Genomic DNA, 14,781 nt, shown 5'->3' on the forward strand with positions numbered 1-14,781 from the left:
AAAAAAATAAATGTATAGGATAATGTATTATTGCCATTGCCATTGCTTTTGGATTTTAAAAAGCCTAAGAGTTATGAAAAAGAGATAAATAAAATATTAAATATTATAATATTGGCTAATTGAAAAAAACACTTCAAGGTCATTTTTAGGAGGACGACAGCAAAGCGTTGCTATTTCAAGATTATTATATTATAAGTATGATATAATGTGTGTAAAAAATAAACTAATTTAGTAGGTGAATGTTATGAGCACTATATATAAGATACTTATTATAGAAGATGATATAGATATGGCTGAAGTAGTAAAAACGATACTATCAAAGTGGGGTTTTAACGTATTTATATGTGAAGATTTTGATAATATTGTAAAAATATTCATAGAAACAGAACCTCATATTGTACTTATGGATATTAATATCCCAGCATTTGATGGTTTTTACTGGTGTAAAAAAATAAGAGAAATATCAAGCGTTCCAGTTGTTTTTGTTTCATCAAGAGATAGTAGTATGGATATCATTATGGCGGTTAATAATGGTGGTGATGATTATATACAAAAACCCTTTGATAGCAATGTATTAGTATCAAAATTACAGGCAATTATTAGACGTGCTTATGAATATAGCACAGTTGCAAATCAGGTTATAGAATATAATAATTTGATTCTTAATATAAATAATATGAATGTTCATTACGGAAATGAAAGTTTAGTGCTTACAAAAAATGAGTTCAAAATTCTAAAAACTCTAATTGAAAATAAGGGGAAGGTTGTTTCTAGAGTGAAGTTAATGAAACAACTATGGAATGATGATATATATGTCAATGAAAATACTCTTACTGTAAATATAACTAGGCTAAGGAAAAAGATTGAAGATATAGGTGCCAAGGATTATATAAATACTAAAAAGGGAATAGGATATATTTTATATGAGTATAAGTGATTATGCAAAGATAAATAAGTTATGGATTATAAGTTCTATAATTATAGTAATAATTATTAACTCCATTGTAATTAGTAGTGTAATTATAAATAAAAGTTTAAACGATGTCTTATATATGGATAGTCTTATACTAATTATAGAGCTGTCATTTATAACTTATGGCTATAAAACACACAAAAAAAAGTATAGTAATATTTTGAAAAATATATCAAATATAAAAAATATTCAAGATAAACATAATTATGAAGAAGATTTCTATTTAAATACGTTATTTAAGGTTTCGGAAAGTCAATGTAAGCAATTTAATCAAATAGAAGGTGGTTATAAAGAAACAATAAATTGCATACAAGAAGATATTACTCAATGGGTACATGATATAAAGGGAAATATATCAATATGTGATTTGTTGATTGAAGATATAGAAACGGAAGTAGAATGTGAACCTGTTAATAAACTATATTATCAAATGGAGCAAATTAAATTTAGAGTAAATCAAGTTCTTTATGTAACGAGAGCAAATCATTATAATAAAGATTTCATCGTAGAAGAATTCGATGTGTCTACGGAAATAAAAAGTGCAATTAAAGATAATGCTTTATTTTTTATAAATAAAAGCATTACAATAGACATAAAAATTGACGAAATTACTATTGTAAGTGACAAAAAATGGTTTCACTATATAATAAGTCAAATTCTTAATAATAGTAGCAAATATACACGTAATAATGGACAAGTAAGTATTATTACAAAAGAGGATGAATGTGCTTATTATATACATATAAAGGATAATGGAATGGGTATTCCTAAGGAAGATATAAATAGAATATTTGATAAAGGGTTTATAGGCAGCAATGGAAGAAGCATTACAAAATCTACTGGTATGGGATTATATTATGTGAAAAAAATTGCGGGAAATCTGAGTTTTGGAATTGATGTGAAAAGTGAAAAGGACAAATATACAGAATTTACTATAACTCTTCATAAATTATCTGATTATTATAATATTGCAAAAACATAAAATCAAAATATACTTATTGTAATATTATAACAATAAGTATATCAACTTTAAAAAATGCGAAAATTTAATAAATTTAAAGAGGGTGTTAATATTGAGAAATATAGTTGAAGTTGTAGATGTAACTAAGGAGTATGGTGAAAAAAGTGGAGTATTTAAGGCATTAAAAGAAGTAAACTTGGAAATTAGTAAAGGTGAATTTCTTGGTATAATGGGACCTTCTGGATCTGGAAAGACAACTTTATTAAATATTATGTCTACCATTGATAAAGCTACTTTAGGAAATATAAGGCTAGATGGAATTGATATTACAATGGTTAAAGAAAAAGAAATAGTTAAATTAAGAAGGGATCTTATTGGATTTGTTTTTCAAGATTTCAATTTGCTGGACAATATGACTATAAGAGATAATATTGCTTTACCTCTTACTTTAAATAATGTAAAGGTAGATATTATCTTAAAAAAAATAGATGAGATTGCAAAGATAATGGGAATTACTCAGAAGTTAGATAAATATCCTTACCAATTATCTGGAGGACAGAAACAAAGGTCGGCTATTTGTAGAGCATTAATTAACTCGCCAAAGATTATTTTTGCAGATGAACCAACAGGAGCACTTGATTCTAAGGTATCTTCAGAAGTCTTAGAGTGCTTTAAACGTATTAACAAAGAATTACAGACAACTATTGTTATGGTAACTCACGACGCAGTGGCAGCAAGTTATTGCAGCAGGATTATGTTTTTAAAAGACGGAAAAATTAATGGTAGATTGGATAGTGACGGAAATAAGAAAGAGCTTTTTAAGAAAATATTAAATATGATTGCCGTTATGGGAGGTACGTGTGATGAGTTGCTTTAAATTAGCAGTAAAGCTTTTAAAAAATAATTTTAAAATATATAAGCTTTATTTAATGGTTATTGTGGTAACTGTAGCTACATATTATAATTTTGTAGCTATGAGATATAATGATACATATGCACATTTATCCAAACAATTACAAGCCACCTCTATCGTTAGTATGACATGTGGATTTATATTAATTTGTACAGTCATATTTTTTATGTGGTATTCAAATGATTTTTTTCTAAAACAACGACAAAAAGAAACTGGTTTGTATATGCTTATGGGAATAAGTTCTTCCAAAATAGGAAAGGTCTTTGCCATTGAAAGCACTTTATTAGGAATAGTATCTTTAATTGTAGGATTATCTATAGGGATAGTATTCTCTAAGCTTTTTTTTATGTTATTAGGCAAAGCAATGCTTTTAAACACAGAAATCCCATTCAATGTTTCACTTAGAGGAATAGTAAATATTGTCATAGTTTTTTTTATTATTTTCATGATTCTAAGTTTTAAAAATTACATTGTAGTAAAGAAAAGTCAATTAATTAATATGCTTAATGCTACCAAAAAAAATAGTTCTATACCAAAATTAAATTATCCGACAGCTATTTTAGGAGTTATATTAATTACAGTAGGATACATTATTGGAATAAATATAAGAAAACAAGAATTTGATTTATTAATTGCTTCAATGTCAACTCTTATAATGGTATGCCTAGGTACATATTTATTATTTGGAAGCTGTCTAACTATTATTCTTAGTAAATTAATAAGAAATAAAAATGTGCTTTACAAAAATGGAATAATTGTTTGTATAAGCAATATTTTTTTTAGACTAAAGTCAAATTATAGGACTTTAGCAATGACAGCTATGTTAGTAGCGTCAGCAGTTACTGCACTGAGTATTAGCTTATCATTTAAGAGCTTCGCTGATGATAATGTTATTATGGAGTCGCCTTATAGCTTTAGTTATATAAGTAACGATGTAAGAACTAAAGATAATGTCTTAAAACTTATTGGAGAAACAGAACATGAATTAACTTATATTAATGAAATGAAATTTTTTATAGGTACTACTGAATATTTAAGCAAGGATAAAAAAATTGACTATAAAAATCAAGCGATTGTTACCAGTTACTCACAAATTGAAAAGACTTTAGAAAACTTGAAGTATGAAAATAGAGAAAATATATTATATAAAATTAAACCAAAAGAAAATGAAGCTACATTCATGTTAAATGCTAATACAATAGCAACACCTTTTTCTGTAAAAGGTGAAGAAGTAAAGCTTAATGACAATATATATAAGATCAAAGAAGATAAAAAGGTATCTTTTACAGGGAATATACCTAACTTAGGTAATAGAAATATTTATGTTTTACTTGATAGTGAATACCAAAAACTAAAAACAGATATGACAGAAATAACTCTAAATGGAGTTAAAATCACAAATGAAAAAGATAGTGATGAGCTTGTTAAGAAAATTGCAGAAATTGTACCGGGTAAATTTGAAAATACTTTTCCTCATATAACAGAATATGTTTGGGAATATTATGCACTGGGAATTTTCTCATTTGTAGGACTATTTATGTCTATGGTTTTTATACTTGCTATTTTTAGCACTTTATATTTCAAAATATTGAGTAATGCATTAATGGATAAGGAAGAATATAAGATACTTGAAAAAATAGGTATGAGCAAAAAAGAGGTAGGAAAAACCGTTTACATTCAAGTGGGAATCGAATTTCTTCTACCCACTACTGTAGGGATAATTCATAGTGTAGTTGCTATGGTTATGGTAGAGCAGCTATTGAATGTGAAATTTACATTGCAAACATTGATTGGGATAGGACTGTTTACATTTGTTACTATGATATTTTATATAAGAATAAGTAAGAAGTATATAAAAATGGTTTATAAATAAAATCTCTTATATTTAATGCTTATATTAGTAAGCTTTACAGTGTATTTGGAAATATGTATATAGCTGTAAATAAAATAAGAGAATGCGGAAAGTGGGATATCTGATATTTTAACCATAAGCTAAAGAATTTAGTGTTATATGGAGCTAGTGGTATATGCAGTATGACTTGCGATTGTTCTGAGAAAAAAAGGAGGTTATTTCGAACAGCAGCACTAGTTAACCAATTGAGGGATGCAAATGATAAAGAAAAATTAGTACGGTTTATGTGTCAGTTTGCGATGGGTGAGGGTATATTGCGGTTGATAGAAATACTATAAATACAGTGTGTATAATGATAGTAACTATAATAATACCAAATTGAGTATAGGGCGTGTTTTCTGCCATATATGAAATGCATTAGTATATTCAAGTAATATATTAAGTATATTTATTCAATGTAAAAATTAGATGCTGTAAGGGCTTAAAGGCCCTTAGCACTAGATATAAAACGAAGGAGATTAATATGATTTTGTTTTGTTTACCTTATGCTGGTGGTTCAGAAATAATGTACTACAAATGGAGAAATTATTTAGAACCATCAATAAAATTATATCCTATAGAATTAAATGGGAGAGGAAAAAAATATGATATGCCTTTCTATGAAAATATGCGTGAAGAAATTGATGATATATATAATATTATTAAAGATGTAATTGATAATTATGATTATGCTATTTATGGACATAGTATGGGAAGCCTTTTAGCGTATGAACTATACTATAAAATAGAAAAAATGGGTAAGAGGCAACCAAAACACATATTTTTTTCTGGATATGGGGCACCGAACATTGTTAAAGAAAGAGATATAACTTATAATTTACCAGATTATGAATTTATGAAAAAGATAATAGAATTGGGAGGTACACCAGAAGAAATTATTAATAATAAAGAATTATTTGATTTGTTTTTACCTATAATTAAGAATGACTTTAAAATATTAGAAACATATAAATATAAACAAAATGAAAATAAAATTGCATGTAATATCTCAATATTAAATGGTGATAAAGATACATTAAAATTAGAGGAGATAATTGAATGGCAGAGGCATACTTGTAAAAAAGCCAAGATATATACACTGAATGGAGATCATTTTTTTATAGGTGATAATGTTAAAAACATAACAAATATTATTAAATATACGTTATTGGAAGAGTAAGATATAAAAAGGCAAGAAGTAAGAGTGCTACGAGTTATGAAAAAATAGTTTGTTACAATTTAAGCTATCGCAAGGATGCTCAAATATATATTAATCTGTGATGGAGGAGGTGGAATAACTTGAGGTTATCGTATAGAATATGCATATTTCATGAATGATAGTAGGACGATTTTTTTATTCGGAAAACAATATAATTTTATTAAGTAGGGGGAAATGATGTGAGAATATTTTTTAAATATATAGCCAAAAGCATGTTAGAAAAGAAAGCTAGATTTTGCTTGTTGGTTTTGGCTATAGCTATTAGTACAGGAATATTAGTAACGGTGTCAGGAACAGTTAAAATAGCAATTAGTAGTTTTGAAAAACCAATGACTGAATCTTTTGAGGGAAAAGAAATAATTATATCATCTAAGGAAGCTGAGACATTCATTAAGACGAAAGATATAAAGGAATCTGGGGTTAAAAACATAAGCGGTGAGATTGATTTATCAGCAATAACTAATGGTGATGAAATAAATAATGTAACCATTAGAGGTAAGGAAAATAAAAACATAAACAAGGATAATTTAATTGAAGGCAATTTAAATGATTTCACTGGAGAAAAGTGTATAATTTCAAAAAGAACATCTGAGAAAAAAAACTTAAAGATAAATGATGAATTAGAATTAATCATAGCAGGAGAGAATAAAAAGTATAAAGTTGTAGCCATAAGTTCGAATAAGGCAGTTTTCTATAAGGATAATAAAACTTCATATCAAATAATAGTTCCTTATAAATACATAGCAAAGCAATATAAAGTAGAAGGAAAATATAATTATGTAACAGCAAATAAGACATTAGATAATCTAAAAGACAGTGTAAAGAAGTTTAATGATAACAATACACAATTTGAAGCCAAGGAACTTTTTGATGTAGCATCTATTGAAAAGGAAATGGCACCCATTACTCAAATATTATATGCAATGTTAGTAATAGTATTATTTATGAGTTCAATAATTATATATGGTTCATTTAGATTAACTATAACTGAGCGGCTACATGTAATAGGTACATTTATAAGTCAAGGTGCAACAAACTGGACTGTAGAAAAGATACTTATTTTAGAGAGTATAGCCTATGGAATAATAGGAGCGATTTTTGGTAATATTCTTGGATATTGGGGGTTGTATTTAATTAATTATATTATATCACCATTAAAGGATTATGGAATAATTGAAAGACTTTCAGTAAATCCAATATATTTTGTATTAGGAGCTATATTTGCAATAGTATTCTCTTGCATATCAGCTTTAGTGCCAATAATAAAAATAAGGAAATTAGAAGTAAAGGAAGTTATACTAAACAATGTGAATATACCAAAACATATAGGATGGGTAAGATTCATCATTGGGTCTACTATATTAGTAGCTACAATATTTATAAATTCTATAGATGCTGCTTGGGTCAATTCAATAAGTGGTATATTAATAATAGTATCTACAATAGGGCTTGTATTTACGTATCCTAAGGTAATAGATGTAGTAACTATTGTATTGTACAAAACGTTTAGAGGGAAAAGTAAGGTCATAGTATTTGCTCTTAATAATTTAAGAACATCAAAGGTGATTATGGGAAATATTACACTTATAATAATTTCCATGCTGTCAATATTTATGATTACATCCATAGGCACAAGTATGGGGGAGCAGGTAGCTGGGACATATAAACATATGAATTTTGATGTTTCTGTAACCGGAATTCAAGGTGTATCTGGAATTCCGGGTGAAAGTGTAACAGATAAACTAATTTCTAAAATAAGAGAAAATAAAAATGTGAATAAGGATAGCATTCAAATAGTTAAACAGGGGTATGGCAGCGCTAACAAAGATATAACGATTGGTCTTGAAGGGGTAGATAGCAAAAAATATATGAACTATAATAAATATTTAGAATTAGATAGTAATAAATATAGTGAGATGTATAAAAAGTTTGATAAATCTACAGATAGCGAAATTATTATAACTGACAAGCTTAAAAGAGAACTGAATGTAAATGTAGGAGATAAAATTACAATTGAAGTAAATGACATAAAAAAGAATCTTAAAATAATAGGATCAATAGATGGAAAATCATATAATCAGGGTAAAGTTATATTAATAAAGAATGATGCAATGAGTAAAGAATTTAATATTGAAGAGGCTGATAAAATAGTATTTAAAACTACTACATCACCAGCTGATGTTAAAAAGGAGTTAAAGACCGTTGTTAAGGAATTTGGCGCAACTGCAACTACTAAGGAAGAACAGCAAGATCAAAATATGGATACAAATAAAATTATAGTTACTGTTTTAAGTATGTTTTCATATTTAGCAATTTTTATAGCGGCATTGGGTGTACTTAACAATATTACAATTGGGTTTTTACAAAGGAAGGGAGAGTTTGCTGTTTTAAGCTCAGTAGGAATGTCAGATGGTGCTAGAAATGGAATGCTACTTACGGAGTCAATATTGTCAGTAATTTGGTCAGTAGTAATAGCTATTCCTTATAGTTATTTAGGACTGTCATTATTGACTAAAACTATGACCGCAATGGAAATGCCAATGCTTATAGTTTTAGATATTAAAGCTGTGCCAATATATGCAGTAGCATCTTTAGTATTAATAGTATTAGGATCATTGCCTATATTGCTAAAGAGCAATAAATTATCAATAATAAATGAGTTAAAGTATGAATAAAGGGGGAAGTACTATGGATATAATTGAAGTTAATAATTTAAATAAATCTTTTAAAGTAGGAAAAGAAAGTGTCGAGGTGCTAAAAGATATAAACTTTAACGTTAAAAAGGGGGAGTTTATCTCAATTATGGGACCATCTGGGGGTGGTAAGTCGACCCTCTTATATCTATTAGGAGGATTAGATAAACCAACTTCAGGAACCGTAAGCATAGAAGGAAAAGATATTAGTAAAATAAAGAAAAAAGAAATAAGTTGGATGAGAAGAAATAAGATGGGATTTGTATTTCAATTTTATAATCTAGTGCCAAATCTAAGCGTAGAAGATAATATATTGCTCCCAATAATATTAGATGGCAAAAAACTTAAGGATTATAATAAAAAACTTCATGAAATATTAGACGTAATTGGTATGCAAGATAAGAGGAAGCTTACTCCCAGGGAATTATCGGGAGGACAGCAACAGAGGGTTGCTATAGCAAGAGCCTTAATTTTTGAACCTGAAATAATATTCTTGGATGAACCGATTGGAAACCTTGATTCAAAAACTGGAACAGATATAATGAAGCTATTTAAAAAAATAAACAAAAAGTACGGAAAAACATTAATACAGGTAACTCACTCAGCAGAAGCAGCAAAATATGGTACATCTATTATAAAGTTAAGAGATGGAGAAATAGTAGATAGGGAGGAACTTGTGGAATAAGTAGTGTAAAAGAATACTTGAGGAAAATATAATTAAGAAAATGGAGAGTAATTTTACTAAACTGGTTCATATGTTAAGGAGATTCTAAAAATAGGTGTTAACAAATCAGGCCTGTAAATAGCTTTCGTGTAAACAGAATAGAAATTGCTCTTTCTAATAATTGAGACAAGGTAATTGTCAAAGATTGTAAGGGGGGGCGTTTTTATGTAAACTATTGCGAAAGTTTTTAAGAATGTATATCAACTGAGGTTCTAACCGCTATTAGGGTGCTTTTGCCTATCCCCCCAAAGAAATGTTATTAAATACCGAGTTAATAATTTCGCTATGCTTATATTCAATAACAATGATTTTATTCTATTCTTTCATAAGTAATAATTATGTGAAGATGGTCTATGAAGAAGGTGATAATAATGATTAAAAAGACACTAAAGATATTAAAAAACATTCTTATTGTGATATTAGCATTGTTAATAATTATGTCTACAGTAGGTCAAGTTCGAAAATATCTAGAAAAGGACGATGTTAATCCTTTAGGTACATTAGTTGAGGTTGATGGTAAAAAAATTCACGTATATTCTGAGGGTGAAGGAAAGAAAACAATCGTTTTAATGCCGGGTTTAGGAAGTGTTGCACCTTCAATTGATTTTAAACCTTTAATTAAAGAATTTAAAAAAGACTTTAAAGTAGTGGTTGTAGAACCCTTTGGTTATGGATTTAGTGATGAAACTTCAAAGGAACGTAGCGTAGAAAATATTGTTGCTGAAACCAGAACGGCATTGAAGCAAGCAAATATAGATGGACCATATATACTTATGCCTCACTCTATATCAGGGATATACGCTCAGTATTATGCAGAAGTTTATCCAAAAGAAGTTGAAGCAATAGTTATGATGGATACAACATTAGTTAAGGCATGTCTAGAAGAAGCGGATAAAATTGATTTACCCATGGGTAAAAAGCTATATATGGCAGCTACTGTAGGAAATTTTTTAGGTATTGATAGGATATACTATAATAACATTTACAAAGATGAAGCTTGTTTTTCAGAAGAGGATAAAAATAATTTAGTAAAAATGGGAGTTCAAAATACATTTAACAAAACTATGAAAAATGAAGTTAATATGATATTAAAGAATTGTGAAACAGTGAATAAAACTAAAATGTCAAAGGATTTGCCAATACTTAAATTTATTGCAATTAGATCTATGAAAGACATACATAATGAAAAATATACAAATATAATGAAGGGGAATTTAGATGAATTTAAGGAGTATAATAAATTTAGTTATTCTGCTATAGAAGGAAGACATTATATTTTTTATACGAAATCAAAAGAGATTGTGAAAGAAACTCGAGAGTTTTTAGGCAAATATGATAATTAATATTCTTAAGAAAAGAAAGGTGGGGTAGTGGATTTTAAAGGTCGTTTAGATACTGGGGTAGTAACCGCAAAACGCGGATTTTATACGTTAAGACATATATTACCAAAACACTGATATATTCAGAAAATACTTTGAATATATCGGTGTTTTAATTACTCTAAAATATATTATAAAAATATTCCTTAAAAATGAAAAAGGTAGGATTTGATTCACACTACTAAAAAAATTGCGACATAACTATAAGTAAAGAGCTTAATCTCATAAAAACTCAATTGTAAATCTAAAAGCAACCTGTTCTATTTACAATTGAGGTATAATTCTTAAATAAAATATATATGCCAAGAGGTTGCATCTCGGTATACAAAAATATTGGCATGTGTCAGTCTTTTGTTTTACTAACATTCAAAATTACATATCCTAAAAGAGTTGGCGGCAGAATGGAGGATATATGTCAACGTTTTTCACCACATTATCATTAAAGAAATAAGAAATATTGGAATTAAATTTAATAAAGGGGATGATTTGGTTGAACATTAATTCTAAGAATAAAGTAGGCGGACATATTATTACTGTTTCAGTTATATTATTGATGGCATATTCTGTTTGTATAGCTTGTTATTCATTTATATTATTAAAAGGTTCTGCTCTTAGTAATGAATTTAAAGAACATGGAATTACAATACCTTCATATTTATTTATGAAATTATCTGTAATTTTATCTGTAATTGGAATATTCTCAATTGTATTAATTCTTACTAAAAACAGGTTAGGTATTTATTTGTATTTCACTTGTGTAATAGCTAATATTATTATACATATATTAATTGAAGGTTTTTCAGCTAACATTTTAACAACTTTAATATTACCTCTTCTTCTGGCCTTTTTTATAACAAAAAAGAAAGAAGTATTTATTAGCTATAAATAAAATCTTTGAAAAAACATCAAATTAACAAGGGTATATTTAATAGTCCACTAATTCCATCGCCATTTTGGTAATAGGTGTCTTAACGTGGTAAATTTACGATTTGCGATTACTACCCCATAGTAAGAAAATAGCAGAAATTTCTGCTATTGATGTTTGTTTGAGGCATGCCGCAAACGAACCCTTTAATACAATAAGTGTATCATGTAGTTTGATAGTAACCCCAGAGAATAATTTCTCTGGGGTTACTGCTTGTGGTGGTAATAATGGCTAAGATTGATTTAATTATTTAAGGAGGTACTTATTTTAGACCATACTTTTATATTATCTGCTAACCTAATTTTTTGAATTTTATAAAAGTTCGTGTTTCACCCATAAAGCGAACTTTAGCTATATTCCTAGGCTTGAAAAGGCATAACACTGAATTTGTATATAAGACGAACTTACAGTTGACAAAACACGAACTTATTCTATAATTATATTAATGGCTAATAAATAAATTACAGAAATTGGGTGGTATTAAATGGTAGCATTAACAACCGAGCAATATAAAAATATAATAGAAGTTATGAAGCAAGGATTTAAAAGTGAAGATAAAGAATTTCGAGGTAATAATAGAATTGCAACCATATTAGTAATTCAAGCTAATTTAGGGTTAAGGATTGGAGATATATTATCTTTAAGATTAAATGATATTATTAAGGATGGAGATAGATATAGATTAAACATTATCGAGGATAAGACAGATAAGAAAAGAACCTTTACCGTTCCCAAGGAGATATATAATTATATAAAAATGTATACTTTAGAGAATAGCATCAAGTCAACTTCAAAAATATTTGATATAACCGTTAGAGCAGTACAGAAGCAATTAAAACTTGTCACACAGTATTTAGAATTGCAAAATATAAGCACCCATAGTTTCCGAAAGTATTTTGCTACACAGATATATATAAATAATAACTATAATGTGGCATTGGTAAAGGAATTACTTCAACACTCTGACTTGAAAACCACACAAAAATATATTAATATTGGTACAGAAACAATAGAAAAGGCTTTAAATAATCATATACAACTATTGTAGAAGGCTATAAAGTATTGATTTATAATGCTTGTTAAGCATTTAGTTAAATTTAACTAAAATAAAACAAATAATATTTTTAAATATTAAGTTGTAATTTATAATGATATAATATAAAAATGAGGTGATGATATGGATAAGGAAATAGAATCTTTATTAAACAAACTATTAGAAGGTCAAATAAGGATTGAAAAAAAATTAGATAATGTAGTAGAACAAACCGCAGACTTAACAGAATTTAGAAATACAGCACTTAACCGATTAGATGATATTACAGAAAATTTAAATAAGGTTGAATCTATAACGGCAAGTAACTGGAAAGATATTACGAAATTAAAATCAGTTAAATAATAAAAACCTCTGGTATCTTACGAGGCCACTGAAAAACTATATGAAAAATCGTCATCGAATTAAAGATGGCGATTTTTTTTATGTAAAAGACTAAAAACAAAAAGGAATTTTAAAAGATATGTCGAATTAGTATAGTAGACTAAAATAAAAGGGGCTATACTATTATGCTAAAAGGACAATTGGAAATAAAAATAAATACATACCATAGCTTATATTCGTTAATTATTCCGGAAGATAACATTTTAAAGCAAATTAATGACCTTGTTGACTTTTCATTTGTTTATGATGAATTGGTGGTTAACTATAGTTCATCTATGGGTAGAGGTGCTATTAACCCCATAATGCTATTTAAATATTTACTTTTGAAAGTAATATATGAATTGTCTGATGAAGATGTTGTTGAAAGAACTCTTTATGATATGTCCTTTAAATATTTTCTAAATTTAGCCCCAGAAGAAACAAATTTAATAAACTCAAGTACATTAACTAAATTTAGAAAGCTTCGCCTTAAAGACATGAATTTATTGGATTTATTAATAAACAAGACTGTAGAACTTGCTATAAAAGAGGGAGTTTTAAAAAGTAAAGCAATAATAGTTGATGCTACGCATACCAAGTCACGTTATAACCAAAAGTCAGCAAGCGAAGAATTATTGAAACGTGCAAAAAACTTAAGAAAAACATTGTATGGAGTACATCCTGGTATTAAAGAAGAGTTACCTAATAAAGTTACAACTGGAGTACTTGAAGATATTCTTGAGTACTGCAAATTATTAATTGATAGCATAAACGAGAAGCCAGAAACTGCAGCAAATCCAGCTGTGAAAACTAAATTAAACTACTTAATGGAAGCTATTAATGATGACTTAGAAAATCTAAAACTATCAAAAGATGAGGATGCAAAAGTGGGGCATAAAACTGAAGATAGTTCTTTTTTTGGATATAAATCACACCTTGCTATGAGTGAAGAACGTTTAATTACAGCAGCTGTTATTACAACTGGCGAAAAAAGTGATGGAAAGGAGCTCATAGCCTTAATAGAAAAAAGCCGTGAGGCTGGTATAGATGTTAATGAAGTAATTGGAGATACAGCTTATTCTGAAATGAAAAACTTAAAATATACAAAAGAAAATAAAATTGTATTAATTTCAAGACTAAATCCTGTAATTTCACAAGGAATGCGAAAAAAAGAAGATGAATTTGAGTTTAATAAAGATGCTGGTTTATTTGTATGTCCGGCAGGCCATATGGCTATTAAAAAAGCAAAACAGGGAAAGAAGAATGTTGGTAAAAATCAAGTGCTAACTTACTATTTTAATGTAGAAAAGTGTAAAAATTGTGTTCATAAAGATGGGTGCTATAAAGAAGGTGCTAAATCTAAAACTTATTCGGTTTCAATAAAGTCAAATACTCACAAAGATCAAATAGAGTTCGAAAAAAGTGAGTATTTTAAAAAACGTGCTAGAGAACGTTATATGATAGAGGCTAAAAACAGTGAACTTAAGCACCAGCATGGCTATGATGTAGCAACATCGTCAGGTTTAATTAGCATGCAAATGCAAGGTGCGTTATCAATCTTCACTGTGAATCTAAAGAGAATAATCAAGTTGAAAGGCATGAAATAAGGCTTTTTTAACTTAAATATAAAAATATAAAAAGAAAAAGCATGAAACATCCAAAAATATGGGTATTTCATGTTTTTTCTGT

12 protein-coding genes are annotated in these 14,781 nt (G+C 28.0%); all 12 read left to right on the forward strand.

Features of this window, described 5'->3' with window-relative positions:
* The first annotated feature begins 244 nt into the window (after positions 1 to 244).
* The gene (locus ACWJKP_RS20435) at positions 245 to 937 is read left to right on the forward strand and encodes a response regulator transcription factor (RefSeq protein WP_462961694.1); all 693 of its coding nucleotides are present in this window, start codon (positions 245 to 247) and stop codon (positions 935 to 937) included.
* On the forward strand, positions 924 to 1,955 hold the full coding sequence (locus ACWJKP_RS20440) for an ATP-binding protein (protein WP_462961695.1): 1,032 nt from the start codon (positions 924 to 926) through the stop codon (positions 1,953 to 1,955). Before ACWJKP_RS20435 ends, ACWJKP_RS20440 begins: the two co-directional genes overlap by 14 nt.
* Positions 1,956 to 2,046: 91 nt before the next feature.
* Positions 2,047 to 2,811 (forward strand): ABC transporter ATP-binding protein, encoded by a 765-nt coding sequence (locus tag ACWJKP_RS20445; protein ID WP_462961696.1) that lies wholly within the window; start codon positions 2,047 to 2,049, stop codon positions 2,809 to 2,811.
* Positions 2,798 to 4,720, forward strand: coding sequence for an FtsX-like permease family protein (locus ACWJKP_RS20450; RefSeq protein WP_462961697.1), 1,923 nt, complete (start codon positions 2,798 to 2,800; stop codon positions 4,718 to 4,720). Before ACWJKP_RS20445 ends, ACWJKP_RS20450 begins: the two co-directional genes overlap by 14 nt.
* A 502-nt stretch (positions 4,721 to 5,222) precedes the next feature.
* Positions 5,223 to 5,918 carry a thioesterase II family protein gene (locus ACWJKP_RS20455; protein WP_462961698.1) on the forward strand — a complete coding sequence of 232 codons (696 nt, stop codon included), beginning with the start codon at positions 5,223 to 5,225 and terminating at the stop codon, positions 5,916 to 5,918.
* A gap of 218 nt (positions 5,919 to 6,136) precedes the next feature.
* Positions 6,137 to 8,632: an ABC transporter permease gene (locus ACWJKP_RS20460; protein WP_462961699.1), complete on the forward strand. Its 2,496-nt coding sequence runs from the start codon at positions 6,137 to 6,139 to the stop codon at positions 8,630 to 8,632.
* Positions 8,633 to 8,645: 13 nt separating this feature from the next.
* Complete coding sequence (locus ACWJKP_RS20465; RefSeq protein ID WP_462961700.1) at positions 8,646 to 9,335, forward strand: ABC transporter ATP-binding protein; 690 nt, start codon at positions 8,646 to 8,648, stop codon at positions 9,333 to 9,335.
* 410 nt (positions 9,336 to 9,745) lie between these two features.
* Entirely contained in the window at positions 9,746 to 10,717 is a 972-nt protein-coding gene (locus ACWJKP_RS20470) for an alpha/beta fold hydrolase (RefSeq protein WP_462961701.1), read from the forward strand.
* Positions 10,718 to 11,243: 526 nt separating this feature from the next.
* Positions 11,244 to 11,642, forward strand: a complete 399-nt coding sequence (locus ACWJKP_RS20475; RefSeq protein ID WP_462961702.1) for a hypothetical protein — start codon at positions 11,244 to 11,246, stop codon at positions 11,640 to 11,642.
* 520 nt (positions 11,643 to 12,162) lie between these two features.
* Complete coding sequence (locus ACWJKP_RS20480; RefSeq protein ID WP_462961703.1) at positions 12,163 to 12,726, forward strand: tyrosine-type recombinase/integrase; 564 nt, start codon at positions 12,163 to 12,165, stop codon at positions 12,724 to 12,726.
* A 129-nt stretch (positions 12,727 to 12,855) separates the two neighbouring features.
* Positions 12,856 to 13,074: a hypothetical protein gene (locus ACWJKP_RS20485; protein WP_462961704.1), complete on the forward strand. Its 219-nt coding sequence runs from the start codon at positions 12,856 to 12,858 to the stop codon at positions 13,072 to 13,074.
* A 164-nt stretch (positions 13,075 to 13,238) separates the two neighbouring features.
* Positions 13,239 to 14,699: an IS1182 family transposase gene (locus ACWJKP_RS20490; RefSeq protein ID WP_224578778.1), complete on the forward strand. Its 1,461-nt coding sequence runs from the start codon at positions 13,239 to 13,241 to the stop codon at positions 14,697 to 14,699.
* Positions 14,700 to 14,781: the final 82 nt, after the last annotated feature.

Source organism: Clostridium sp. CM037, from assembly GCF_055081095.1.